Source organism: Rhizobium sp. 01N447_2 (assembly GCF_056399245.1).
Map to the genome: position 1 here is coordinate 93,874 of NZ_JBFTQY010000013.1, position 24,574 is coordinate 118,447.

At 60.7% G+C, this 24,574-nt stretch carries 22 protein-coding genes and 1 pseudogene; 12 read left to right on the forward strand and 11 right to left on the reverse strand.

Translation table 11 applies throughout. The features are described 5' to 3' along the window. Nucleotides 1–63 precede the first annotated feature (63 nt). Nucleotides 64–1,167, forward strand: coding sequence for a COX15/CtaA family protein (locus AC1ECN_RS10685; protein WP_477952948.1), 1,104 nt, complete (start codon nucleotides 64–66; stop codon nucleotides 1,165–1,167). A 25-nt stretch (nucleotides 1,168–1,192) separates the two neighbouring features. Here AC1ECN_RS10685 and AC1ECN_RS10690 read toward each other — a convergent pair whose 3' ends face one another. From AC1ECN_RS10690 to AC1ECN_RS10720, 7 genes are all read right to left on the reverse strand, one after another. Beyond that, nucleotides 1,193–1,984, reverse strand: a complete 792-nt coding sequence (locus AC1ECN_RS10690) for a sulfite exporter TauE/SafE family protein (RefSeq protein WP_018069438.1) — start codon at nucleotides 1,982–1,984, stop codon at nucleotides 1,193–1,195. A 181-nt stretch (nucleotides 1,985–2,165) separates the two neighbouring features. Beyond that, nucleotides 2,166–3,098 (reverse strand): N-acetyl-gamma-glutamyl-phosphate reductase, encoded by a 933-nt coding sequence (argC, locus tag AC1ECN_RS10695; RefSeq protein WP_018069439.1) that lies wholly within the window; start codon nucleotides 3,096–3,098, stop codon nucleotides 2,166–2,168. A gap of 60 nt (nucleotides 3,099–3,158) precedes the next feature. After that, nucleotides 3,159–4,121: an agmatinase gene (gene speB, locus AC1ECN_RS10700; RefSeq protein ID WP_018069440.1), complete on the reverse strand. Its 963-nt coding sequence runs from the start codon at nucleotides 4,119–4,121 to the stop codon at nucleotides 3,159–3,161. Nucleotides 4,122–4,345: 224 nt separating this feature from the next. Further along, complete coding sequence (gene cml, locus AC1ECN_RS10705) at nucleotides 4,346–5,533, reverse strand: CmlA/FloR family chloramphenicol efflux MFS transporter (RefSeq protein ID WP_018069441.1); 1,188 nt, start codon at nucleotides 5,531–5,533, stop codon at nucleotides 4,346–4,348. A 307-nt stretch (nucleotides 5,534–5,840) separates the two neighbouring features. Next, nucleotides 5,841–6,308, reverse strand: a complete 468-nt coding sequence (gene rpsI, locus AC1ECN_RS10710) for a 30S ribosomal protein S9 (RefSeq protein ID WP_018069442.1) — start codon at nucleotides 6,306–6,308, stop codon at nucleotides 5,841–5,843. A gap of 1 nt (nucleotide 6,309) precedes the next feature. After that, entirely contained in the window at nucleotides 6,310–6,774 is a 465-nt protein-coding gene (gene rplM / locus AC1ECN_RS10715) for a 50S ribosomal protein L13 (RefSeq protein WP_018069443.1), read from the reverse strand. 315 nt (nucleotides 6,775–7,089) lie between these two features. Further along, a complete protein-coding gene (locus AC1ECN_RS10720) occupies nucleotides 7,090–7,989 on the reverse strand; it encodes a LysR family transcriptional regulator (RefSeq protein ID WP_197727396.1) in 900 nt (299 codons plus the stop codon). A gap of 74 nt (nucleotides 7,990–8,063) precedes the next feature. On the opposite strand from AC1ECN_RS10720, the gene AC1ECN_RS10725 reads away from it, so the two are divergent. Then, the gene (locus tag AC1ECN_RS10725; protein ID WP_130655173.1) at nucleotides 8,064–8,294 is read left to right on the forward strand and encodes a DUF1127 domain-containing protein; all 231 of its coding nucleotides are present in this window, start codon (nucleotides 8,064–8,066) and stop codon (nucleotides 8,292–8,294) included. 96 nt (nucleotides 8,295–8,390) lie between these two features. Continuing rightward, on the forward strand, nucleotides 8,391–9,221 hold the full coding sequence (locus AC1ECN_RS10730) for an enoyl-CoA hydratase (protein ID WP_130655174.1): 831 nt from the start codon (nucleotides 8,391–8,393) through the stop codon (nucleotides 9,219–9,221). On the opposite strand, the gene AC1ECN_RS10735 is transcribed toward AC1ECN_RS10730, so the two are convergent. Next, nucleotides 9,222–10,058 (reverse strand): EamA family transporter, encoded by an 837-nt coding sequence (locus AC1ECN_RS10735; RefSeq protein WP_075224188.1) that lies wholly within the window; start codon nucleotides 10,056–10,058, stop codon nucleotides 9,222–9,224. Nucleotides 10,059–10,534: 476 nt separating this feature from the next. Further along, nucleotides 10,535–10,858: a hypothetical protein gene (locus tag AC1ECN_RS10740; protein WP_130672347.1), complete on the reverse strand. Its 324-nt coding sequence runs from the start codon at nucleotides 10,856–10,858 to the stop codon at nucleotides 10,535–10,537. A gap of 120 nt (nucleotides 10,859–10,978) precedes the next feature. Between AC1ECN_RS10740 and AC1ECN_RS10745 the strand changes: the two genes are divergently transcribed. The 5 genes and pseudogenes from AC1ECN_RS10745 to AC1ECN_RS10765 all read left to right on the forward strand — a co-directional run. Then, nucleotides 10,979–11,407 (forward strand): CoA-binding protein, encoded by a 429-nt coding sequence (locus tag AC1ECN_RS10745; protein ID WP_477952952.1) that lies wholly within the window; start codon nucleotides 10,979–10,981, stop codon nucleotides 11,405–11,407. Between the two features lie 118 nt (nucleotides 11,408–11,525). Continuing rightward, nucleotides 11,526–12,809: an O-acetylhomoserine aminocarboxypropyltransferase gene (locus tag AC1ECN_RS10750; protein ID WP_477952954.1), complete on the forward strand. Its 1,284-nt coding sequence runs from the start codon at nucleotides 11,526–11,528 to the stop codon at nucleotides 12,807–12,809. 23 nt (nucleotides 12,810–12,832) lie between these two features. Further along, nucleotides 12,833–13,177, forward strand: a complete 345-nt coding sequence (locus AC1ECN_RS10755) for a cupin domain-containing protein (protein WP_130662770.1) — start codon at nucleotides 12,833–12,835, stop codon at nucleotides 13,175–13,177. A 221-nt stretch (nucleotides 13,178–13,398) separates the two neighbouring features. After that, nucleotides 13,399–15,528: a bifunctional diguanylate cyclase/phosphodiesterase gene (locus AC1ECN_RS10760; protein WP_130661347.1), complete on the forward strand. Its 2,130-nt coding sequence runs from the start codon at nucleotides 13,399–13,401 to the stop codon at nucleotides 15,526–15,528. A 13-nt stretch (nucleotides 15,529–15,541) separates the two neighbouring features. Continuing rightward, nucleotides 15,542–15,952: pseudogene (locus tag AC1ECN_RS10765) on the forward strand (phosphate ABC transporter ATP-binding protein); the annotation flags it as partial. A 9-nt stretch (nucleotides 15,953–15,961) separates the two neighbouring features. On the opposite strand, the gene AC1ECN_RS10770 reads toward AC1ECN_RS10765, so the two are convergent. Together AC1ECN_RS10770 and AC1ECN_RS10775 are read right to left on the reverse strand one after the other, a co-directional pair. Continuing rightward, nucleotides 15,962–17,206, reverse strand: a complete 1,245-nt coding sequence (locus AC1ECN_RS10770) for a cytochrome P450 (RefSeq protein WP_477952956.1) — start codon at nucleotides 17,204–17,206, stop codon at nucleotides 15,962–15,964. Nucleotides 17,207–17,265: 59 nt separating this feature from the next. After that, nucleotides 17,266–18,681, reverse strand: coding sequence for a sensor domain-containing diguanylate cyclase (locus AC1ECN_RS10775; protein WP_197727397.1), 1,416 nt, complete (start codon nucleotides 18,679–18,681; stop codon nucleotides 17,266–17,268). Between the two features lie 274 nt (nucleotides 18,682–18,955). On the opposite strand from AC1ECN_RS10775, the gene clpP reads away from it, so the two are divergent. The 4 genes from clpP (at nucleotide 18,956) to hupB (ending at nucleotide 24,469) form a co-directional block, all read left to right on the forward strand. Then, complete coding sequence (clpP, locus tag AC1ECN_RS10780; RefSeq protein ID WP_003547334.1) at nucleotides 18,956–19,585, forward strand: ATP-dependent Clp endopeptidase proteolytic subunit ClpP; 630 nt, start codon at nucleotides 18,956–18,958, stop codon at nucleotides 19,583–19,585. A 303-nt stretch (nucleotides 19,586–19,888) separates the two neighbouring features. Beyond that, a complete protein-coding gene (clpX, locus tag AC1ECN_RS10785; protein WP_003547337.1) occupies nucleotides 19,889–21,166 on the forward strand; it encodes an ATP-dependent Clp protease ATP-binding subunit ClpX in 1,278 nt (425 codons plus the stop codon). A gap of 403 nt (nucleotides 21,167–21,569) precedes the next feature. Then, entirely contained in the window at nucleotides 21,570–23,987 is a 2,418-nt protein-coding gene (lon, locus tag AC1ECN_RS10790; protein WP_018483565.1) for an endopeptidase La, read from the forward strand. Between the two features lie 206 nt (nucleotides 23,988–24,193). Next, nucleotides 24,194–24,469, forward strand: a complete 276-nt coding sequence (hupB, locus tag AC1ECN_RS10795) for a DNA-binding protein HupB (protein ID WP_003558438.1) — start codon at nucleotides 24,194–24,196, stop codon at nucleotides 24,467–24,469. The last annotated feature ends 105 nt before the right edge of the window (nucleotides 24,470–24,574 follow it).

Genomic DNA, 24,574 nt, shown 5'->3' on the forward strand with positions numbered 1-24,574 from the left:
GGTTCGGGGCTTGTTTTGCATGAGCCGGTGGGGCAAATCAACTGCCGGATAGAAGGAGACATCATGGCCGTCGCAAACCCGACCACGGAACAGGCGATCCTGAGCGAAGTGCGCAAGCAGAACCGCGACCGCCGCGCCTTACGCCTCTGGCTCGGTTTCGTGCTTTTGGCGCTCTTCTGTCTCGTGCTCGTCGGCGGCGCCACGCGGCTGACCAATTCCGGCCTGTCGATCACGGAATGGAAGCCGATCCACGGCGTCATCCCGCCGCTGTCGGCTGCTGAATGGGAGGAGGAATTCCGCCTCTACCAGCGCATTCCCGAATTTCAGCAGCTGAACGACTCCATGACCGTCGATGAGTTCAAAGGCATCTTCTGGTGGGAATGGGCGCACCGGCTGATCGCCCGCGGCATCGGCGTGATCTTCGCGCTGCCGCTCATCTATTTCTGGCTGACGGGGCGGATCGAAAAACGTCTGCGCTGGCCGCTCGTCGGCATCCTGGCGCTCGGCGGCCTGCAGGGTTTTATCGGTTGGTGGATGGTGTCCTCGGGCCTGTCCGTCCGCACCGACGTCAGCCAGTACAGGCTCGCAACGCATCTTGTCATGGCCTGCCTGATCTTTGCCGGTTGCATGTGGATCATGCGCGGTCTCTCCAGACATTCCGACGATCCGGCGCCGGCACGAAGCTCGCGCGGTTTTGCCGCCGCGATCGCCATTTTTGCGCTGTTCCAGATCTATCTTGGCGCGCTGGTGGCAGGCCTCGACGCCGGTTTTTCCTACAATACCTGGCCGCGGATGGATGGCGCCGTCATTCCCTCCGATCTGCTGATCCAGCAGCCCTTCTGGATCAATGCCTTTGAGAACCCGAAGACGGTGCAGTTCATCCATCGCATCGGCGCCTATACGCTGTTCGCACTGACGCTGATCAACATGGCGATCGCCCTTCGCGCAGCACCTTGGACCACCCATGCACGCCGAGCCGTTCTGCTCTTCGCGCTGGTGACGCTGCAGGCAGCGATCGGCATAGCCACGCTGCTGATGCAGGTGCCGCTTCACTGGGGCCTGCTGCACCAGGCCGGTGCGCTTGTGGTTTTCGGCTTCGCCGTCGCCAACTGGCGCGGCTTTTACGGCGAATATCCGCACGGGACGATGATCGCCGAACGCGACTGAAGCGAGCGGCCCTCTCGGGGCGGATCTACCGCAGCACGCTGTCGAGCAGCGGCATGCCGATGATCGCGGCGGCGGCGATCAGGATGTAGCAGGCGATGCGGAAGGTCCGCTCCTCGGCAAGCCCGAACAGTTTCGAGCCGCCGTAAAGCCCGACCGCATAACTCGGCAGGATGACGGCGGTGAGCGCGAAGACGGCAGGCACGAACAGTCCGCCGACATAATAGCTGATGGCGCTGAAAACAGACGAGATCGAGAAATAGAGAACGACATTCGCCCTGACGCGGGTGAAGTCGCTTTTGCCGCCAAGCCAGTAGGCGACGACCGGCGGTCCGCCGAGCTGCGCGGCGCCGCTGAAAAGCCCGGCGATCAGGCCGATGCCGCTGGTGAGCGGTGCGGACGCCTCCCCGTGATAGCGCCATCCCGATACCAGTAGCGCAAGAAGGCAGATGGCGATGATCGTGATACTCCAGCGCAAGAGCATCGGGTCGAGCAGCGCCAGCATCGCCGTGCCGGCCGGCACGCCGAGGGCGGCCCCCGCCGCCATGACGAAGACCTCGGGTCGGTTGGCGCCGCGCCAGGCGGAAGGGATCATCCCAAGCGCCGCAATGCCGTCGATGACGAGCAGGATCGGCGAGATCAGCTTCGGCCCAACGATCGCGCCGCCGAGCGGAATGAAGATCAATGCGGCGCCAAAGCCCGAAAAGCCGCGGGCAAGCCCGGCGATGAAGGCAAACGTCATCAGCGCATAGATGCCATGATCGGGCAGGGCGGCGGCAAACCATGCGCTTACGCCAGCGATAAGCGCATCGAGCGTCATGACGTCAGGCTCCGTGATTCGGGATTGGCAGCGAGGAGGGTCTCGCTCTCATAGCCCAATCATCATCGATGATCGAGCCGAAAGCCATGCAACGGCCGCCGAGGCAAACGGCCGCTAGAAAGATCATGATGAAGACATCGACACAAGCTCAAGCGGCATCCACGCGGCTGCCGGTCGCGCCTCACGACGCGAGCATCAGGTCCATGTTCTGCACAGCAGCGCCCGAGGCACCCTTGCCGAGATTGTCGAGCAGCGCCACGAGGTTCACCTGCGATGCACCTGATGTGCCGAAGACGAAGAGCTTCATCGTGTCCTTGCCTTCGAGCTCGACGGCGTTGACGCGGGACAGGGCCTTGCTTTCGGCCAGCGGCACGACACTGACAATATCCTGGCCGGCATAATGGGCGACGAGTGCGGCATGAATGCTTTCCATCGTCGTGCCCTCGGCGAGAACGTCGAGATGCAGCGGCACCTGCACGATCATGCCCTGCGCGAACTTGCCGACCGACGGCGAGAAGATCGGTGCGCGATCGAGCAAGCCGTGCACGGTCATCTCGGGCACGTGTTTATGGGTGAGCGGCAGGCCGTAGAGGAAATGCGGCGCGGTGATCGCATCCGGGTGATCCGGGTTTTCCATCTGCGCGATCATCTGCTTGCCGCCGCCGGTATAGCCGGAGACCGCGTTGACCGTGATCGGATAGCCGTCCGGCAGAATGCCGGCGGCGCGCAGCGGCCGGATGAGGCCGATCGCTCCCGTGGGATAGCAGCCGGGATTGGCGACGAAACGGGCGGCCCGGATCCTGTCGGCCTGCGCACCGTCCATTTCGGCAAAGCCATAGGCCCAGCCGGGATTGACGCGGAAGGCGGTCGAGGTGTCGATGACGCGCACATTGTTGTTGGCCGAAACCATCTGCACCGCTTCCTTCGATGCATCGTCGGGCAGGCAGAGAATGGCGATATCGGCGCTGTTCAGCATGTCCTCGCGCATGGCGGCATTGCGCCGCTCGGCTTCGGGTATGGACAGAAGCTCGACATCGTGGCGGCCGGCCATGCGCGTGCGGATCTGCAGACCCGTCGTGCCGTGTTCGCCGTCGATGAAGATTTTCGGTGCCATGTTAAACCTGCGCTTTCAATGGGTTCTGAAGGTTTCCGGATTCAGTTTGAGGATAATAGGTCAGCCTTGCGACACGGCGATGGCGCGTCGCTCCGCATGAAGCCCCAGCATATACATTGCGACCGTTGCCCCCGCAATGGCGGTGATATCGGCATGATCGTAGGGCGGCGATACCTCGACGATGTCGGCACCGCGGATATCGAGCTGGTGCAGACGCTGCAGCACCGAGAGGATCTTGGCGCTCGACGGTCCGCCTGAAACCGGCGTGCCGGTGCCCGGCGCAAAGGCAGGATCGAGGCAATCGATATCGAAGGTGAGATAGGCCGGCGCCCCGCGCGTATGGGAGATGATCGCCGAGGCGATATCGCTGGCGCTCATCTCCTCGACTTGGTGACCGTAGAGAATATTGACGCCGCAATCCTCCGGCGCATGGGTGCGGATGCCGATCTGGATCGAGCGGTCGGGATCGATAATGCCTTCGCGGGCGGCCCGCGCCACGAAAGAGCCATGGTCGATGCGACGTTCCTCGTCGAACCAGGTGTCCTGATGGGCGTCGAACTGCACGAGCGCCAGCGGCCCATGTTTTGCCACATGGGCTTTCAGCAGCGGCCAGGTGACGTAATGATCGCCGCCGAGCGTCAGCAGGAAGGCGCCGCTGTCGAGAATGACATTCGCCTGGCGTTCGATAGCGGCTGGAGTGTCCTGATGATTGCCATAATCGAGCAGGCAATCGCCGTAGTCGATCACCGCCATTTCCGCGAAGAGGTCGCGGTTGAAGGGATATTGCGCATCATTGTCGAAGATCGCCGAGGCGCGCCGGATCGCCTGTGGCCCGAAACGTGTGCCCGGCCTGTTCGAGGTCGCGGCATCGAAGGGAATGCCCCAGACGGCGACGTCGACGCCGGTGAGCTCCTTGGTGAAGCGGCGGCGCATGAAGGACAGGGCACCGGCAAAGGTCGGATCGCTGGCGGCGGAGGTGAGGCTGGTTGCCGTGAAGGCGTGGTCAATCGATCTGTTCGCCAAGTCATGCTCCTTTTTCCGGTCGCAAAACCATAGTCGCGTCCGATACGGACACTGCATTGCAGGATCGCCGTTCGACGCCAGAGCGTCGGGCGGCGGGTCTCTCGCGAAGAAATTGGCCGATCTCCCGCGCGCAGAAAGGGGTAGGCGAGGTGGGAACAGATTTCAAGCAATCGTTCGGACGACGGCCGCTCGTTATCATCGAGCGACCGTCATTTGTCCGCTGCCTATCTGGCCGGCCCCCGCAGGCACCACAATCCAGCCAGCGTCGTCAGCGCCGTCGCTGAGACATAGCCCGCGAGCGGCCAGGCGCTGTCACTGCCGAGCAGAATCACGAAGAAGGTTCCGGCAAAGCCGACGATGATGCTCGCGACGCAGGAATAGAGCGCGACCGCCGTCCCGGCCGTGTCGCCAAAGGCGTCGAGCGCGCCGTTGGCAGTGACCGCCGTCGCAACGACGATGCCGATTGCGATGATCCACATCGGCACGACGAAGCTGACGAGGGAAGGCTGCAGAAACAACTCTCCGAAGACAAGCAGCACGGCGCCGAAAAGCAGCACTGCCATGCCTCTGGCAAGGCTGCCTGCAATGCCCCAGCGCATGACGAAGCGTTTGGCGAAACGCGCCGTCACGATCATCGCCAGCGCCACCGTGGCAAAGACGACGCTGAAGCCGATGCCGGAGAAACCGGCTTTGTCGATCAAGATGCCAGGTGCCGTCGAGAAGAAGACGAAGAAGGCGCCCATCGCCGTGCTGAAGCCGCCCGTATAAACCCAGAAGGGAAGGCTTGTAAGGATCGGGCGGAGAGCGATCTTCGCGGTGACGGCAGGGCGGGTTTCGTGCCACCGCATGCCGGCGTTGAAAAGGGCGGCAACCGAAAGGAGGCCGATGACGAGGAAGATGGCGCGCCAGCCGAAGCGATCCGCGATCAAGGCTCCGATGATCGGGCCGAGTGCGGGCACGAAAGAGAGGATGGAGCCGAGAAGGCTATAGATCGTGCTGCTTTCGGGACGCCCGGCGTAGACGTCACGCACTGTTGCGAAAGTTGCGACGAGGGTCGCCGACGCGCCGACTGCCTGCAGCAATCGCAACACCACGAAGATCGGCGCCGACGAGGAGCCGGCAAGCAGGAAGGATGAAGCGGCAAAGAGTGCAGCACCTCCAAGCAGGACAGGCCGTCGTCCGACAATATCGGAAATTGGGCCGAAGACCATCTGGCCGACACCGAGCACGAGCATGTAGAGGCTGAGGGTCAGTTGGATGACGGCCGGCGAAGTGCCGAGCGCGCCCGGCATGACCGGCACGATCGGCAGATAGATATCCATGGCCAGCGAAGCCAGGATGTCGAACGGTGCCATCAGCAGCAAGGCTGCCGGCAGGGAATAGGTCCAGGGCTGGATTTTGGGACAAGACATGGGAAAGAACCCGCTCAAATGATTTCATTCGGCGGCGATCTGTCTCTTCATCAGTATCGGGATTGGCCGGACAGACGCCGCAACAACAGGGCAGAGTTGTTGCGGCCTATTTGTCTGCGGACTTGGTTGTTCCCATGATTCGACCCGTAAATGTGGCTTCGCTCATTCCCGAAGCGCTTGCCAAGTTTCTACCAGCAGAGCCGGAATGCGACAATGGCATGCCGGCACGCTTCCGATTGGTTTAAACAGCGCAAAACAAAAAGGCCGGGTTGCCCCGGCCTTCGTAAATCCCGTCTGTCCGAAGCGATTAACGCTTGGAGAACTGGAACGAGCGGCGGGCCTTTGCCTTGCCGTACTTCTTGCGTTCGACGACGCGGCTGTCGCGGGTCAGGAAGCCACCCTTCTTCAGCACCGCGCGAAGGCCCGGTTCGAAGTAGGTGAGCGCCTTGGACAGACCGTGGCGAACCGCACCGGCCTGGCCGGACAGGCCGCCGCCGGCAACGGTTGCGACGATGTCGAACTGGCCGTCGCGGGCAGCCGCGACGATCGGCTGACGCAGAATCATCTGCAGCACCGGACGGGCGAAATATTCCGCGAATTCCTTGCCGTTGACGATGATCTTGCCGGAGCCCGGCTTGACCCAGACGCGGGCGACGGCGTTCTTGCGCTTGCCGGTCGCGTAGGAGCGGCCGAGCGAGTCGACCTTGCGGACGTGGGCCGGAGCAGCAGCTTCGGAAGCTGTGCCGAGATCCTTCAGGGAGGAGAGGTCAGCCATATCAGGCGCTCCTTACGTTCTTTTTGTTGAGCGCGGCAACGTCGAGGGCGACCGGCTGCTGGGCTTCATGGGGATGGTTGGAGCCGGCGTAAACGCGCAGGTTCTTCATCTGGCGACGGCCGAGCGGGCCACGCGGAACCATACGTTCGACGGCCTTTTCGAGGACGCGCTCCGGGAAGCGGCCTTCGATGATCTGGCGTGCGCTGCGTTCCTTGATGCCGCCGGCATAACCGGTGTGCCAGTAGTAGACCTTGTCGGAATACTTCTTGCCGGTGAAAACGACCTTGTCGGCATTGATGACAATGACGTTGTCGCCGTCGTCAACGTGAGGCGTGAAGGTTGCCTTGTGCTTGCCGCGCAGGCGCATAGCGATGATGGAAGCGAGACGGCCAACGACCAGCCCTTCGGCGTCGATGATCACCCACTTCTTCTCCACCTCTGCAGGCTTCTGGGAGAAGGTTGCCATAGTGAATACTCTCTTTTGGGACCCTTGGCCCGAGGGCTTGAAGGGCGTTTCTTGTTGCTTGGATTGGCAGGCTAAAGGCATGCCAAAAAGAAAGCAGCCCGGATAGGCTGCGTTCTGGTGCGGTGTATAAAGGGAATGGGACATCGGGTCAATATCAACTTCCCGAAGGTTTGGAAAAATTATGAAGTAAAAACAAATACTTAAATATGTGGTATTTTGATACCTCATATTTCCGCGGTCGCGGACTGCTGCGCCTGACGTTTTTCACGTCGTCTCTGCTGGTTTGAAATCGCGTCCCACGGTCGAAAACGGCTCTTAACCTTTGAACGCGCGTAGGCATTTCATCATTTCGCGAAGGCCGCGCGTCAGATGTTTGTCCCGGCGCAGAACCATGCCGAGGCGGCGCGTGAGCCGCGGGTTCAGCGATGATGTCGTGACGAGGCCGGCGCGGTCGCGCTTCAGCGCCAGCCCCGGCAGGATCGACCAGCCGAGCCCCACGGCCACCAGCTCCTTGATCGCCTCGATGCTGCCGAACTCCATCGCAGGTCGGATCCTGGTATCCGGGGCGGCCAGCCACGCGTCGATTGCCCGCCTGGTATTGCCTCCCTCATAAAGCAGCAGTGTCCTGTCGCGCATGAAGGCGGCGTCCGGTCCGCCGTCGGGCATAAGGCTGCCTGCCGGAGCGACGGCCAGCAATTCCTCCTCGTAAAACGGCTCGATCTCGAAGTTGCGTCCCGAGGCGGGCAGGGCGACGACGGCGATATCGACGCTATTGGCCTCCAGATCGCGCAGAATGTCGTCGGCATCGCCGATGCGGACGGTGATTTCGAGGCCGGGCATGGATTTTCTGGCAACGGCGATGGCGCGTGGAAGCAGATGGATCGATGCCGTGCCGCCACTGCCGATGCGCACGCGGCCGCTAGCGCCATCTCTGTACGGCATCATCGCTTCTTCCGCAGCGGCCGATTCCTGGAGCAGCCGCCTTGCATGCACGAGCAGGTCGAGGCCTGCCGCGGTCGGCTGCGCCCGCCGCCCGACGCGTTCGATCAGCCGGACGCCGAGCCGCTGCTCGAGCCCCTTGACCTGCAGGCTGACGGCCGGTTGCGTCAGGCCTTCCTTGTCGGCCGCAGCCGTAAAGCTTCCGAGCTCGGCGACGTTGACGAAGGCGGCAAGCTGATCGAGGTGGAGAGGCATACAAAAGAAATCCTTATGCATAGGATAATATCCATAAGCTTCTTTCGCGGCATCTTCCAGCGCATCTTTCATTCGTTGAAGAAAGGAAGAAAGACATGGCCCTGGAATTAAGCGGCATCCTTGACACACCTCGCGATATCGTTCGGTCGAGACTTCACGGCATGGCGCGCTGGAGCCTGGGGCTGCTGCTGACGATCGAACATCACCTCGAAAAGCGCCGCAGCCGCCGCACATTGTCGGAACTCACCGACGACGAGCTTTGCGATGTCGGTCTGACCCGTGCGCAGGCGAGGGCAGAAACATCGAAGTCGTGGTTTTGGTCCTGACGGCACCGGCCTCTGCGGGGAGTGCCGATCCTGCTCGAAATTTCCGGCGCCTTATGGCAAAACGTCTGCCTGGAATCGAGCGCAGGGAGCAGCATCATGGCCGAAATCGTAACCTTCCCGGACGCAGCCAGAGCGGAGGGGGGCGGATTGCTGACCCGCTCTCTGCGCGACGGCGTGCTGCGGCTCGTGCTCGACAACCCGCCGGCCAATGTGCTTTCGATCGCGCTTCTCGAAGCGCTGATGGAAGAGCTCGAGACGGCCGGAGCGGAGCCGGATGTGCGTGTCGTCGTCATCGCCTCGACCGGCAACGTCTTTTCCGCGGGACATGATCTGAAAGAGCTGACGGCCCATCGCGGCGATGAAGATCATGGCGCCGGTTTCTTCGAAAAGACGTTTCGGCTCTGCGCCGATCTGATGCTGAAGATCGCGCATCTGCCGAAGCCCGTCATTGCCGAGATCGATGGGCTGGCGACGGCTGCAGGCTGCCAGCTCGTTGCCTCCTGCGATCTGGCGATCTGCACGGATAGTTCGACATTCTGCACGCCGGGCGTCAACATCGGCCTGTTCTGTTCGACGCCGATGGTGGCCGTTTCCCGTGCCGCGCACCGTAAGCAGGCGATGGAGATGCTGCTGACCGGCGAGACGATCGACGCCTCCACTGCCAAGGATTTCGGCCTCGTCAACCGTATCGTGCCAAAGCAGTATCTGGCGCAGGTGGTTTCCAAATATGCGGCTGTGATCGCCAGCAAGTCACCGCTGACGCTGAAGATTGGCAAGGAAGCCTTCCACCGGCAGCTCGAACTGCCGGTGGAGGCGGCATATGATTATACCGCCAGGGTGATGGTCGAGAACATGCTGACGCAAGATGCGCAGGAAGGGATCGGCGCCTTCCTCGGCAAGCGTAAGCCGGAATGGACAGGCGAGTAATCACGCAAGCTTCAGAACCAGCCCGCCGATCGCGATGACGACGCCGGCGACGTAGCGCCAAATGCTGGCTTTTTCCTTGAAGACGGTGATCGAGATCACCAGCGCAAAGAGGATCGCGGTCTCACGCAGGGCTGCAACGGTCGCGACCGGGGCTTTCGTCATCGCCCAGAGTGCCAGCCCATAGGAAGCGATCGAGCCGGCGCCGCCGATGAGACCGCGCCACCAGTTGCGGCGAACGTGACGCACGACTGCGAAAGCGCCGCGCTGCGACACCGCCCAGGAAAACAGCAGTACCGGCGGCAGCAGCGACATCCACAAAGTGTAGGAAACCGCATTGCCGGAGATGCGCGCGCCGATGCCGTCGACATAGGTGTAGCTGGCGATGACGCAGGCATTGGCAAGCGAGAGGACGACGGCGCGGCGGCTGCCGCGCCGCGCCTCCAGGGCAAGCGTCAGGACGCCGGCGCAGATCGTCATCGTGCCGGCAAGAGCGCCGCCGGAAAGATTTTCCTTGAGAATGAAACCGCTTGTCGCGGCGATGAGGAGAGGAGCACAGCCACGCATCAGCGGATAGACGAGGCCGATATCGCCGGCCCGATAGGCGGCGGCGACCAGCTGGAAATAAGCGAATTGCAGGATGGCCGAGGCGCCGATGAACGGCCATGCCGAGGCGTGGGGCAGCGGCAGGAACGCCAGGAACGGCAGTGCCGAAACGGCGCCGCCGGCAGAGATCAGCGCCGCATCCAGGGATTTATCGCTCCCCGCCTTGACGATGGCGTTCCATGTCGCGTGCAGCAGTGCGCCGAAGAGAACGAGCAGGATAACGTCGAGAGGCAAGGGAGTAAGTCCGGATAGGATGAGAGGAAGCGGAATACGCCTCGCCTTCGGCGTCTCAAATTCCTGAAAAGACAACTGGGATTTGCACGAAAACGTACGGCTGCGGTCGCTTATGCGTTCATATGTCGAATAGCATCCTTTCAGTATGTGAACAATGGTGGGGCATTGGAGCAATTTTTACGTGCGCGCGACATGCGTTCAATCCACGCGACGCTTTCAACTATGAGATGTTTCTAATGGATGAGGGAACAAAGGGCGAAATTATCGCGAACAAAAAGAGAAAATACCTGCGGGAAATCGGAAGGCGATTATTCTATGCTGCTGAAATATAGATATTATTCTATAGCTTTGACATACGGGAAAATTAAAGCCTTTGGTTGTGCAATCTTCAAGAAATCGCAGCGCGTAATTGAGCTCAAACCTTTCGCAAACGCGAAAGACGTACAGTTTCGGCGGCTGTCACGACGGCGAAAAAGTCAAAGCTGATGATGCGGAATGAAGAGCATCCCGTCAAGGTTGTCTATGGTCTGGCAGTTCAGTACCTGGCAGCGGGGATTGTCTTTCGAGGGGATATGCGTCCACTCCGCATAATCGGTCGCGTCGCAATAATTGCTGTTGCGGACATAGCGATCATAGAGCGGCAAGCCACGCGGAGACTGGTAGCGGAAGATGACGGCGCCTTGATTGTGGATGGCAGCGCGCACGCTGGCACAGCTCATGGCGAGCGGATTGTAACGCGAGATCGCCAGCGCCGGCGATGCGGCGAGCACGAGCATGAGGGCAAGAGCGATTTTTTTCATCGAATCATCCTCAGGGAGTAGCCAATTCATATATACGAAAGAGACACGCCGCCGGTTTCACGAAAACGCAAAAAAACATATCGGCTGTGCCGAAGGGCTTTCGGGAATGGAGAAGCGGACATGAATCACGACGCCTACACGGATGAATACCTCGCCGGAATTCTGCATTCGGTAAAAACCATCGCGCTGACCGGCGCTTCGCCCAATCCGGCCCGGCCGAGCAACGGCGTCATGGGTTATCTGCTGTCGCGTGGCTACGAGGTCATTCCTGTCAATCCGGGGCAGGCGGGCAAGCAGATCCAAGGCCGTACCGTTTATGCCCGGCTCGCCGACATTCCCGTGCCGATCGACATGGTCGACGTATTTCGCGCCTCAGAATATCTGGATGGGGTGGTCGAGGAGGCACTGGCGCTGGGACCGCTGCCGAAGATCATCTGGGCCCAGCTTGGTGTCCGCGACGATTCGGCTGCGGCAAAGGCGGAGGCCGCCGGCATCCAGGTGGTGATGAACCGCTGCCCTGCGATCGAGTATCCTCGTCTTATTGCCTGAGTTGCGGTCCGCTGAGACGGATTTTCCACCTGACGCACTTAGGTTGAAACAGATCGCGGTTAACTTTCGTCCGCGAGCGGCTATGATCCCGCCCGTTCAACAATAACGGGAGGACGGCATGGCCAAGAATGATCCGGGATTCAATACGCTGGCGATCCATGCGGGTGCGCAGCCCGACCCGACGACCGGTGCGCGGGTAACGCCGATCTACCAGACGACGGCTTTCGTCTTCAATGATTCCGATCATGCCGCCGCCCTCTTCGGTCTGCAGGCCTTCGGCAACATCTATACCCGCATCATGAACCCGACGCAGGCCGTGCTTGAGGAGCGCGTCGCAGCGCTCGAGGGCGGCACGGCAGCCCTTGCCGTCGCTTCCGGCCATGCGGCGCAGGTGATCGTCTTCCACAACATCATGCGCCCCGGTGAGAATTTCATCGCTGCCCGCCAGCTCTATGGAGGCTCGGTCAACCAGTTCGGCCATGCCTTCGAGAATTTTGGCTGGCAGGTGCGTTGGGCCGATGCCGCCGATCCGGCAAGCTTCGAAAGCCAGATCGACGACAAGACGCGCGGCATCTTCATCGAAAGCCTGGCCAATCCCGGCGGCACCTTCGTTGATATCGCCGCGATTGCCGACGTCGCACATCGCCACGGCCTGCCGCTGATCGTCGACAATACGATGGCGACACCCTATCTCATCCGCCCGATCGAGCACGGTGCCGACATCGTCGTGCATTCACTGACCAAGTTTCTCGGCGGCCACGGCAATTCCATGGGCGGCCTCATCGTCGACGGCGGCACCTTCGACTGGTCGAAATCCGGAAATTATCCGATGCTGTCGAGCCCGCGGCCGGAATATAACGGCATGGTGCTGCATGCGACTTTCGGCAATTTCGCCTTCGCGATCGCCGCCCGCGTGCTTGGCCTGCGCGACCTCGGGCCGGCGATCTCGCCCTTCAATGCCTTCCTGATCCTGACCGGCATTGAGACGCTGCCGCTCCGGATGCAGCGCCACAGCGACAATGCGATCGCCGTCGCCAAATGGCTGAAGGCGCACAGCAAGATCGCCTGGGTGAATTATGCCGGCCTCGACGACGACCCGAATTACGCCCTGCAGCAGCGCTATTCGCCGAAGGGCGCCGGCTCCGTCTTCACCTTCGGCGTCAAGGGCGGCTACGAGGCGGGCAAGACGCTGGTCGAGGGGCTGGAACTCTTCTCCCATCTTGCCAATATCGGCGACACCCGCTCGCTCGTCATTCATCCGGCCTCGACGACGCACCGGCAGTTGACCGACGAGCAGAGGATCGCCKCCGGCGCCGGGCCTGACGTGGTCCGCCTTTCCGTCGGCATCGAGGACGTCAAGGACATTATCGCCGATCTCGAACAGGCGCTCTCGAAGATCTGAGATCAGAAGGATCTATGGTGACCATGACAAATTTCATCACCTTCGATATCGACGGCGTCGAACCCGAGTTCGGCGCTCCGGAGCCCGGTCGTATCATCGCCGGTGATCCGCATTTCCGCACCTGGAGCCTGGAGGAGGCCGAAGGTGGCCTCTATTCCGGCATCTGGGAGGCGACACCGGGCAAATGGCGGATCGTCTACGAGGAATGGGAATATTTCAGTCTGCTGGCCGGCTATTCGATCGTGACCGAGGACGGCGGCGAGCCAGTTCATCTGAAGATGGGCGACCGGATGATCCTCAGACCCGGCTTCAAGGGAACGTGGGAAGTCGTTGAAACGACTCGCAAGGACTATGTGATCAAGGTTTGAGCGGGCCAACAACCCGACGTTGACGATTCCGGGTTTGTCCCGATTTGCGGCGATGATAGCCCATATGGCTGCGCTTCTTTCCCGGATGGAACGCTTTTAACCATTCCCATTAATCGTGCCTACATCGTCAAATGCTAAACCGTGTCTGCAGCGCATTGCGGACATGAAGTCTCCTGCCGTCACACTGACATGACCTTGCAATCGATCTTTTCGGAATTTGYATGTCGTCGAATCTTGCAGGTAGGCACGTTCGGACCCAAACGTCTTCCATCATTGCGACAACCGTCTGTTTCCTTGTCGTCGCCCTCGTGCTGACCGGCCTTATGGCGCATGTCGTCGTCACGATGACCCGGTCGGCGAACGAGATCGATGATGCCAGGGCCAGTCGCGCCGCTTACGCGGCAATCGGTGCGTTTGTCGCTCGCCTCGGCGCGACAACGACTGATAACGCCGTATGGGACGATGCCTATAGCGCGACCTCATCTCCCACCGCCGCGGATTGGGCCTATGACAATTGGGGAAAAACCAGCGAGGACTACGCGCTCTATGACGGCGCGATCGTGATCGGCCCCGACCGGTCTTCGATTGTCTCCGCATATGCCAAGGGCAAACCCTTCCAGCCGAGCGTGTTTTTCGGAGAAGGCTTTTATCAGCAGATCAATGTGGCTGCCGATCCACGGCGGGCGCCAGTGGTCAATTTCATCAAGACCGAAAGCGGTATCGCGCTGATCGCATCGCAGGCAATCCAGCCTTTCGAGGCGACCACCGAGCTTCCGAAGCTTAGCACGCTGAGTTTCTACAAGGAATTTACATCGGAAGTTCTCGACACGCTCTCGAACGAACATGAACTTGAAGGCTTGCGCCTTGAGACGACGCCGAAGCCGGAGTTCCTGAACACGCCGATCACCGACATGAAGGGGGCCGTCATCGGCTACCTCGTCTGGCCCAGCAAATCGCCCGGAAGCGCCGTGTTTGATCAGGTCTACCCCTATGTCGCGGCCGCTGTCGTCATCCTCGCGCTGTTCCTGGTTGGCGTTCTGCTGGTTGGCGCGTCCGAAGCGCGGCGCCTGCGCCAATTGGCGCAAGCAGCGATTTTCGAAGCCGACCACGATAGCCTGAGCGGCCTGTTGAATAGACATGGGCTTCTCAACCTGCTGGAAGAGCTGGAAAATTCGGCCTCTTCGCCACATCGGCTTTATCTGGTCGACCTTGATGGCTTCAAGGCCGTCAACGATGCCTGGGGGCATGCGGTGGGGGACGATTTGATCCGACTGGTCTCGAACGCGCTGATGGCCTGCCATCCCGAAATTGTTGCTGCGGCCCGGCTTGGGGGTGACGAATTTGCGCTGGTTCACGTTGGATCTGCCACGCGCGAAGAAATGGAAAAGACCATTCTGGCTCTGTTTGCCGAGCCCTTCAAAATCGACGGACGAACGATCGAGGTTGGCGCAAGCATCGGCGCTGCTGCTCGCGATGGAGACATAGCGCCCCTGGAGCTTCTCCGCAGAGCGGACATGGCCCTCTATCGGGCCAAGGCAAATGGCCGGGGCCAAGCGGTCGAATACGACCCCGAATTGGACCGGGAACGTCAACGGGTCGCCGAACTGGAAGGTCTATTGAAGAGCGCCATCAGCAGTGGCGCAATCGAAGCCGTTTTCCAACCTCTTGTCTCCGCTTCGACCGGTGCTGTGACCGGTCTTGAGGCACTGGCGCGCTGGCGCACTCCAACGGGAAACATCAGCCCGGAGATTTTCATCCCCCTTGCCGAGAGGTGCGGCCTCATCGATGCACTCGGCGTTCATATGCTGAGAACATCTATCGAGCATGCCAAGAACTGGCCCGATCTGGCATTGTCGGTGAACGTCTCGCCAATCCAGCTGTGCAATCCGGAATTTGCCGCAGAAGTGATCTCGGTCCTGCAGGAGCTTGATTTCAATCCAAACCGCCTGACATTGGAAATCACCGAAGGCGTTCTGATGACCAATCCGGATCAGGCCCGGCGTTCGATAGACCAGCTCAAACGCGTCGGCATTAAGTTCGCGCTCGACGACTTTGGCTGCGGCTACGCAAGCATTGGCGCATTGCGGCAGTTCGGGTTTGATCGCATGAAGATCGACCGCTCGCTCGTCTGGGCTCTCGACGAAGGTGCAAATGGCGCCGATGTGCTTCGGGCAACCATCTCGCTGGCGACCGCGCTGCGGATCCCGGTTACCGCGGAAGGTATCGAGACTACCCGCCAGGCGGCGATCTTGCGCGACGCCGGGTGTGATCAGCTTCAAGGATATCTGATGGGAAGACCTATGTCGGCACATGACATATCCAGCAAGCTGGAAGAAGAGTCAGCCGCGTGATGCCGTCGTAGCATCTCCAGCCGAGATGGACGTCCGCGTCGAGCAGGCGCTGCGCTCGGCAGCACTTTGGGAAGAGGTCAAGGACAAGCTGAAGGGCAGTGGCCTCGGCCTTTCCGGCGGTCAGCAACAGCGCCTTTGCATCGCGCGTGCCGTGGCGCTTCGCCCCGAGGTGCTTCTCCTCGACGAGCCGACCTCCGCCCTCGACCCGATCTCGACCGCCAAGGTGGAAGAACTGGTCACCCGGCTGAAGGCGGAGTTCACCATCGTCATTGTCACCCACAACATGCAGCAGGCAAGCCGCATCTCTGACAACACCGCCTTCATGTATCTGGGCGAGCTGGTGGAATACGGCCCGACCGCTGAGATCTTCCAATCGCCGAAGGTCAAGCGCACGGAAGACTACATTACCGGCCGTTACGGCTGACGGMGAGGATCACCACTGCAAATCCAACCGGTCCAGCCCGTGGAAATGGTAAACGTCCTTGACCACCGGCGTCTTCGCTAGCCTCAGGCCGGCAAGCCGCTCGAACAGGATCGGCAGCACGACGTTGAGCTCCAGCCGCGCCAGCGGCGCGCCGATGCAGAAATGGATGCCGGCGCCGAAGGAGAGGTTTGCCGCCTCGTTGCGGTCGGGCTTGAAGGTCAGCGGATCGGTGAATTTTGCCGGGTCGAGATTGGCGGCGGCGAGGATGAGGCTCACCTTGTCGCCGCGCTTGAAGGAGACGCCGTCGATTTCGGCAGGCTCCAGCGCCCAGCGCTGGAAGATGTGGACCGGCGCACAGATGCGCAAGGTTTCCTCGACGGTGCGCTCTGTCGTCGCCTCATCCCGGAAGAGTTCCGCCGGATCGCAGCCGCTGTCGAGAATGGTACGCACGGAATTGCCGATCTGGTGCACGGTCGCCTCATGCCCGGCATTGAGCAGCACGATCGTGGTCGAGACGAGCTCCTCCTCGGTCAGATACTGGCCCTTGTGCTCGGTATGGATCATGTGGGTCAGCAGGTCGTCGCGTGGTTCGGCGCGGCGTTCTGTGATGACCGTCTTGACGTAGTCGGAAAATTCCTTCGCCGCCCGTTCGGCCTCTTCCTCCTGCTCGCGCGTGCGGCCAAACATGTACATGCGGACATAGGCGTGCGACCAGGCGAGCAGTTGCGGTCCCATCTCCTCGGGAATGCCGATCATCCGGGCGATCATCGTCACCGGGATGATGTCGGCAAAGGCCGAGAGCAGCTCGACCTCACGCTTCTCCGCGAAGCCGTCGATCAGCCGATTGGCGAGTTCGGCAAGCTCCGGTTTCATCTTCTCGACATGGCGGGAAACGAAGGCGCGGTTGACGAGCGTGCGCAGCCGCGTGTGCTCCGGCGGTTCGAGTTCGAGCAGGGAATAACGTTCCGAGAGATCGAAACTGGCAAGATGCGGCATTGGCTCGGCAAGGCTGAGCTCCTCGCGGCTGGCGATATGCAGGATCTGCCGGCCAAAGCGGCGGTCGCGCAGCAGGCCGTTCACATGGTCGTAACCCGTGAAGAACCACTGCTTCTGCTCACGCCAGTAGAAGGTCGGGCAATGGGCGTGAAGTGCGYCATAGACGGCATTCGGGTTGCTGTAGAAGGCCGGGTTGCGGCCGTCCAGCGAGACATGACGGTTRGCGCGGTCGATCGAAAGAAAGGATGGGATCATCATGTCCCGAGGCTTAGCGGATTTGCCGAGCCGCGGAAAGATGCGGGGTGAGGGATCCCGGACTACCCCGCCCGTGACAGCGTCCCCATGCGTCGCAGCGCCTCGACCTGGTCGTCGACCGTCGGTACGAGTTCGCCGGCGGTGCTGGTCGGCGTGGCCGGTGCAGGGGCTGCGGCCTCCGCTTCGCCGAAGGTGACCGTGCAGTTGCGGCCGGCGGCCTTCGCCGCATAGAGCGCCCGGTCGGCGGCCGAGATCAGTTTGTCGATATTGGCTTCGATCGAGGAGGCAAGCGCGATGCCGATGCTGACCGTGACCGGAACGATCGCTTCGCCGGTGCTGACGGGAAGACGGCAGAATTCGGTGCGGATCGCTTCGGCGATCGCCTCGGCTTCCATCTGGTCCGTGACCGCGGCGAAGGCGGCGAATTCCTCGCCGCCCATGCGGCCGAAGATGTTGTTTGGAATATACTGGCGGGCCATCCGCGCGAATGCGGTCAGCACGGCGTCGCCGGACTGGTGGCCGAAACGGTCGTTGACGCGCTTGAAATGGTCGAGATCGAAAAGCATGACCGCGACCTGGCGCTGGTCGTCATGGGCCTTTTCCTGGGTGGCGTCGAAATAACCGAGCAGGCCGCGGCGGTTGAGCACGCCGGTCAGCGAATCGGTCAGGGTGAGCGCACGCAGGTGGCGTTCGGAGCGCTCCATGATCAGCCGGCAGGTGAACGCGAAGGCGATGGTGAGCAGGAAGGCGCTGGCCATGGCGGAAGCGCCGCCGAGATTGGTCGCCTCGATATCGCTCGGAAGCGTCAGCGCCATCATCAGCGCCGAGCCGAAGCACAGGCAGCCCTGGATGACGAACACGCCCATCAGCTTGACGCGGGTACGCTCGCGGCGCATGTCGCCGGCGGCGACCGCCATGGCTAGTGCCGTCGCACCCGTCGCCGAAGCAAGGTTATAGAGCACCACCCGATTTGAATAATCGCTGTTGACCCAGGGCAGGAAGACCCCGGCGAGCCAGATCACCGGCGGCAGCAGCGCCCACCATTCTATCCGCTTGCGGTCGAGCGCCAGAAAACCCGCCACCCAGGCGCTCTGGCCGAGCAGGGCGATGGCATTGCCCGCTTCTATGGAAAGCACGCTGGGGATTTCGCCGCGCAGCGCGACCATCGCAAAGCCAATGCCGGTCAGGAGGAAGCCCAAGCCCCAATAGAGATAGGCCTCGTTCCTGACGTTATGGCGCCAGGCGACGAACAGCACCAAAGCGAGCGTCATGGCCTCTGAACACCAGATGGCGAGACCTGTAGCAATATTGAACACGGCAGCAACCCCTTGTCTGTCCGTTCGCATCCTTTCCGAGGAAGCTCGCCACTTCCTTAATGTCGCTGCGCTGCGGCATTGTTTCGGGCCGATATCTGCCGGTAGGCTTTCCGTTGGGTAAACGTGTATGAGTATTGTCGAATAGAGTAAGCCTTCCTTCATCCTGTCATGGAGAAAAACGGGGGGAGACCGTACCAAGGGCTCGCCGTTAACAGGCGTTTGGGGGAAAGAGGCCCAATGCATGTCGCCCGGAAGTGTGCAGCGGTTCCGAGATAACGACATGCATGAAAAGAAGGAGCTTAGCCGCCTTGCCCCGCCTTCTTAACGTTATCCTCATGCGTGTCTTGAAGAGGAGGGCCGGGACACTCTATGTAGGGGTAAGATATTTTTCTTTGATTCCCGGCGCCGGCCGGCGAGACGTTGACAAAGGACGCACATGAGAAACCCAGTCGATACCGCAATGGCCCTCGTGCCGATGGTCGTGGAACAGACCAACCGCGGTGAACGCTCCTACGACATCTATTCCCGCCTGTTGAAGGAACGCATCATCTTCCTGACGGGTGCCGTCGAAGACCATATGGCGACGCTCGTCTGCGCCCAGCTGCTCTTCCTCGAGGCCGAAAACCCGAAGAAGGAAATCGCCCTCTACATCAATTCGCCCGGTGGCGTCGTCACCGCCGGCATGGCGATCTACGATACGATGCAGTTCATCAAGCCCGCGGTTTCGACGCTCTGCATCGGCCAGGCCGCATCCATGGGCTCGCTGCTGCTGGCTGCCGGCCACAAGGACATGCGCTTTGCGACGCCGAATTCCCGCATCATGGTGCACCAGCCCTCGGGCGGCTTCCAGGGCCAGGCTTCGGACATCGAGCGCCATGCCCGCGACATCCTCAAGATGAAGCGCCGCCTGAACGAGGTCTATGTCAAGCACACCGGCCGCACCTACGAGGAAGTTGAAAAGACGCTCGATCGTGACCATTTCATGGATGCGGACGAAGCCCAGAGCTGGGGCGTGATCGACAAGGTCCTGACGTCGCGCCTCGAAATGGAAGGCGAACAGGCCTAGTAATTAATAGGGATGGTGTTTTCCTCGCCACAGTTCTATCCCATTTGTGATTGAACAAGGGCTTTCATACGGCGACGAAGACGCTAATAGTAACTATTAATGCTATGTTGAATTTTTATGACATAGCATTCGGCATTCGAAGGGGAGTTCGTTGCCGCCGGGACCAGGACATGATTGGTTGGGCCCGGTTCGTACCCCCTGAAGCCCTTCTCGGCAAAGGCTCCGGAAACGGAGTGCCGCCAGGAGCTGATAGAGTGGACCGCGATTTCGCCTTGAAATGCGGCGTGCTGGAAGGAAAGTGATATGAGCAAGGTCAGCGGCAGCAACGGCGGCGACTCCAAGAACACTCTTTATTGTTCGTTCTGCGGAAAGAGCCAGCACGAAGTCCGGAAACTGATTGCCGGACCGACCGTCTTCATCTGCGATGAATGCGTCGAATTGTGCATGGACATCATCCGTGAGGAAAACAAGTCCTCGATGGTCAAGTCCCGCGACGGCGTTCCGACGCCCCAGGACATCATCAAGGTCCTCGACGAATACGTTATCGGCCAGCGGCAGGCGAAGAAGATCCTGTCGGTTGCCGTTCACAACCATTACAAGCGCCTGGCGCACGCCTCCAAGAACGGCGAAGTCGAGCTGGCGAAGTCGAACATCATGCTCGTCGGCCCGACCGGCTGCGGCAAGACCTATCTTGCCCAGACGCTCGCCCGCATCATCGACGTTCCCTTCACCATGGCCGATGCGACGACGCTGACCGAGGCCGGTTATGTCGGCGAGGATGTCGAAAACATCATCCTGAAGCTGCTGCAGTCGGCCGACTACAACGTCGAGCGTGCGCAACGCGGCATCGTCTACATCGACGAAGTCGACAAGATTTCGCGCAAGTCCGACAACCCGTCGATCACCCGTGACGTCTCGGGCGAGGGCGTGCAGCAGGCGCTGCTGAAGATCATGGAAGGCACGGTCGCTTCCGTTCCGCCGCAGGGCGGCCGCAAGCACCCGCAGCAGGAATTCCTGCAGGTCGACACGACGAACATCCTGTTCATCTGCGGCGGCGCTTTTGCCGGCCTCGACAAGATCATCTCTGCCCGTGGCGAGAAGACCTCGATCGGCTTTGGCGCTAGCGTCAAGTCGCAGGATGACCGCCGCGTCGGCGAGGTCCTGCGCGAACTGGAGCCGGAAGACCTGGTCAAGTTCGGCCTCATCCCTGAGTTCATCGGCCGTCTGCCGGTTTTGGCGACGCTCGAGGACCTCGACGAGGACGCACTGATCCAGATCCTGTCCGAGCCAAAGAACGCGCTGATCAAGCAGTATCAGCGCCTGTTCGAGATGGAGGATGTGGAACTGAACTTCCACGAGGATGCTCTGCGCGAAATCGCCCGTAAGGCGATCGTGCGCAAGACCGGCGCCCGCGGCCTTCGCTCGATCATGGAGAAGATCCTGCTCGACACGATGTTCGAACTGCCGACGCTGGAAGGCGTGCGCGAGGTCGTCATATCAGAGGAAGTGGTGCGCGGTTCGGCCCGTCCGCTTTACATCTATGCCGATCGCCAGGAAGAAAAGGCCAACGCTTCGGCGTGAGCTTATGGATTTCGTGTGATTATTTTGGGGGCTTGCCATAGGCAGGCCCCTTTCTATTTGAAAAACCATGCGAAGCGCTGTTAGTATTTGCCGGTGGGAACCGAAATTGCCTTTGCCGATGTTGCGCAAGGGGTCGTGCTTGGCAATGATGCAATGATCCGTAAGTCTCTTGCTGGCGTTTGCATTTTAGCCGGGTCGGAAGTGGTAAGCGCCGGTCCAGCCACGCGCTTCATAGTGTTGGCGTTCCGTTGTAATAAAGCTGTCACATCCGGGGGAACGCGGGCGTTAGCGTGGCTTGAAAAGCGTAGTCAGAACCTCCACTTGTAGCAACAAGTGAGAGTGCCGGCCGGTCCCAAGCGGCCGTGCAGAGAGCCCGGCAACGGGACGATGGAAAGGACATAAAATGACGAAGAAAACGTCTGTAGCGAGCAGCACTGCCTACCCTGTTCTGCCCCTGCGCGACATCGTGGTTTTCCCGCATATGATCGTGCCGCTATTCGTCGGACGGGAAAAGTCGATCCGTGCGCTCGAAGAGGTCATGGGTTCCGACAAGCAGATCATGCTGGTGACACAGATCAACGCCAGCGACGACGATCCGGATCCTTCCGCGATCCACAATGTCGGCACCGTGGCGAACGTGTTGCAGCTGTTGAAGCTGCCCGACGGCACCGTGAAGGTTCTGGTCGAAGGCCGCGCCCGCGCCGAGATCGACACCTATACCAGCCGCGAGGATTTCTATGAGGCGCTCGGCCACGTGCTCGAGGAGCCGCATGACGATCCGGTCGAGCTGGAAGCCCTGTCGCGTTCGGTCGTCTCCGAATTCGAGAGCTACGTGAAGCTCAACAAGAAGATTTCGCCCGAAGTGGTCGGCGCCGCCAGCCAGATCGACGACTATTCCAAGCTCGCCGATACGGTCGCCTCGCATCTGTCGATCAAGATCACCGAGAAGCAGGAGATGCTGGAGACCACCAGCGTCAAGCAGCGCCTCGAAAAGGCCCTCGGCTTCATGGAAGGCGAGATCTCGGTCCTGCAGGTCGAAAAGCGCATCCGCTCGCGCGTCAAGCGCCAGATGGAGAAGACCCAGCGCGAATACTATCTCAATGAACAGATGAAGGCGATCCAGAAGGAACTCGGCGACGGCGAGGAAGGCCGCGACGAGATGAGCGAACTGGAAGAGCGCATCTCCAAGACCAAGCTGTCCAAGGAAGCCCGTGAAAAGGCCGATGCGGAGCTGAAGAAGCTGCGTCAGATGAGCCCGATGTCGGCGGAAGCCACCGTCGTGCGCAATTATCTGGACTGGTTGCTCGGCATTCCCTGGGGCAAGAAGTCGAAAATCAAGGCCGATCTCAACAATGCCGAGAAGATCCTCGAAGCCGATCACTTCGGTCTCGATAAGGTCAAGGAGCGCATCGTCGAATATCTGGCCGTGCAGGCCCGCGCCACCAAGATCAAGGGCCCGATCCTCTGCCTCGTCGGCCCTCCGGGCGTCGGCAAGACCTCGCTCGCCCAGTCGATCGCCAAGGCGACCGGCCGTGAGTATGTCCGCATGGCGCTTGGCGGCGTTCGTGACGAAGCCGAAATCCGCGGTCACCGCCGCACCTATATCGGCTCGATGCCCGGCAAGGTCATCCAGTCGATGAAGAAGGCGAAGAAGTCCAACCCGCTCTTCCTGCTCGACGAGATCGACAAGCTCGGCCAGGACTATCGCGGCGATCCGTCCTCGGCCCTGCTGGAAGTGCTCGATCCGGCGCAGAACATGACCTTCATGGATCACTATCTGGAAGTCGAATACGACCTGTCGGATGTGATGTTCATCACGACGGCGAATACGCTGAACATTCCAGCGCCTCTGATGGACCGCATGGAGATCATCCGTATCGCCGGCTACACCGAGGATGAAAAGCGCGAAATCGCCAAGCGGCACCTGTTGCCGAAGGCCATCAAGGAACATGCGTTGCAGCCGGAAGAATTCTCGGTCAGCGACGACGCCCTAATGTCGATCAGCCAGCAGTACACCCGCGAAGCCGGCGTCCGCAACTTCGAGCGCGAGCTGATGAAACTCGCCCGCAAGGCGGTCACCGAGATCATCAAGGGCAAGGCGAAGTCTGTTCATGTGACGGCTGCCAACATYTCCGACTATCTGGGCGTTCCGCGCTTCCGCCACGGCGAAGCCGAGGGCGAGGATCAGGTCGGCGTCGTGACCGGTCTTGCCTGGACGGAAGTCGGTGGCGAGCTGCTGACCATCGAAGGCGTGATGATGCCGGGCAAGGGCCGCATGACGGTCACCGGCAATCTGAAGGAAGTCATGAAGGAATCGATCTCGGCAGCGGCCTCCTATGTCCGCTCGCGCGCCGTCGATTTCGGCATCGAGCCGCCGCGCTTCGACAAGAGCGACATCCACGTGCACGTGCCGGAAGGCGCGACGCCGAAGGATGGCCCCTCGGCCGGCGTCGCCATGGCAACCGCGATCGTCTCGATCATGACCGGCATTCCGGTGGACAGGCATGTGGCCATGACCGGTGAAATCACCCTTCGCGGCCGTGTGCTGCCGATCGGCGGTCTCAAGGAAAAGCTGCTCGCAGCGCTTCGCGGCGGCATCAAGAAGGTGCTGATTCCGGAGGAAAACGCCAAGGACCTGGCGGAGATTCCTGATAACGTGAAGAACAACATGGAGATCATCCCGGTATCCCGCATGGGCGAGGTGATCAAGCACGCACTGATCCGGCGGCCGGAGCCGATCGAATGGGACGGCACGGTGGAAACGCCGGTCATCACATCGGTCGAAGGCCTCGATGAGACAGGCGCAACCATAGCGCATTGAGTGGCCTTTGCCACATTTATGCCCAATTGGGGCAAAACACGGAAAAAGGCTGGCGGAAACGCCAGCCTTTTTTGTGAAAACGTCATGTAGACGCTTGCTTTTCCTTGATTTGCAGGGCTTTTGGGTTTTCGGCGGGCCTGATGAAACCTATTCTGCGCCTAGCTTACTTTTGAGTCGTTTCATACCATTTAGAAAGGGGTGGAAACATGAACAAGAATGAACTCGTGTCCGCAGTAGCCGAAAAGGCAGGACTGACGAAGTCTGACGCGGCTTCCGCTGTTGACGCGGTTTTCGACGTTGTCCAGGCTGAACTCAAGAACAAGGGCGACATTCGCCTCGCGGGTTTCGGCAGCTTCACCGTTTCTCATCGTGCCGCAACGAAGGGCCGTAACCCGTCGACGGGCGCTGAAGTCGACATTCCGGCTCGCAACGTGCCGAAATTCACGCCCGGCAAGGGCCTGAAGGACGCCGTCAACGGCTGATCTGATATTATCCGTCGGCCGGAAACGAGACCGGTTGTGCAGGATTTAAGAGGGGTTCGGCTTTGCCGGACCCCTTTTGCTTTGGCGAGCCTTGCTGTCGTCCGG

Coding starts and splice junctions, on each gene's coding strand:
- AC1ECN_RS10685 (WP_477952948.1), top strand. CDS start 64: ATGGCCGTCGCAAACCCGACCACGGAACAGGCGATCCTGAGCGAAGTG.
- AC1ECN_RS10690 (WP_018069438.1), bottom strand. CDS start 1,984: ATGACGCTCGATGCGCTTATCGCTGGCGTAAGCGCATGGTTTGCCGCC.
- argC (WP_018069439.1), bottom strand. CDS start 3,098: ATGGCACCGAAAATCTTCATCGACGGCGAACACGGCACGACGGGTCTG.
- cml (WP_018069441.1), bottom strand. CDS start 5,533: ATGTCTTGTCCCAAAATCCAGCCCTGGACCTATTCCCTGCCGGCAGCC.
- rpsI (WP_018069442.1), bottom strand. CDS start 6,308: ATGGCTGACCTCTCCTCCCTGAAGGATCTCGGCACAGCTTCCGAAGCT.
- rplM (WP_018069443.1), bottom strand. CDS start 6,774: ATGGCAACCTTCTCCCAGAAGCCTGCAGAGGTGGAGAAGAAGTGGGTG.
- AC1ECN_RS10720 (WP_197727396.1), bottom strand. CDS start 7,989: ATGCATAAGGATTTCTTTTGTATGCCTCTCCACCTCGATCAGCTTGCC.
- AC1ECN_RS10725 (WP_130655173.1), top strand. CDS start 8,064: ATGGCCCTGGAATTAAGCGGCATCCTTGACACACCTCGCGATATCGTT.
- AC1ECN_RS10730 (WP_130655174.1), top strand. CDS start 8,391: ATGGCCGAAATCGTAACCTTCCCGGACGCAGCCAGAGCGGAGGGGGGC.
- AC1ECN_RS10740 (WP_130672347.1), bottom strand. CDS start 10,858: ATGAAAAAAATCGCTCTTGCCCTCATGCTCGTGCTCGCCGCATCGCCG.
- AC1ECN_RS10745 (WP_477952952.1), top strand. CDS start 10,979: ATGAATCACGACGCCTACACGGATGAATACCTCGCCGGAATTCTGCAT.
- AC1ECN_RS10755 (WP_130662770.1), top strand. CDS start 12,833: ATGACAAATTTCATCACCTTCGATATCGACGGCGTCGAACCCGAGTTC.
- AC1ECN_RS10760 (WP_130661347.1), top strand. CDS start 13,399: ATGTCGTCGAATCTTGCAGGTAGGCACGTTCGGACCCAAACGTCTTCC.
- AC1ECN_RS10775 (WP_197727397.1), bottom strand. CDS start 18,681: ATGAAGGAAGGCTTACTCTATTCGACAATACTCATACACGTTTACCCA.
- clpP (WP_003547334.1), top strand. CDS start 18,956: ATGAGAAACCCAGTCGATACCGCAATGGCCCTCGTGCCGATGGTCGTG.
- clpX (WP_003547337.1), top strand. CDS start 19,889: ATGAGCAAGGTCAGCGGCAGCAACGGCGGCGACTCCAAGAACACTCTT.
- hupB (WP_003558438.1), top strand. CDS start 24,194: ATGAACAAGAATGAACTCGTGTCCGCAGTAGCCGAAAAGGCAGGACTG.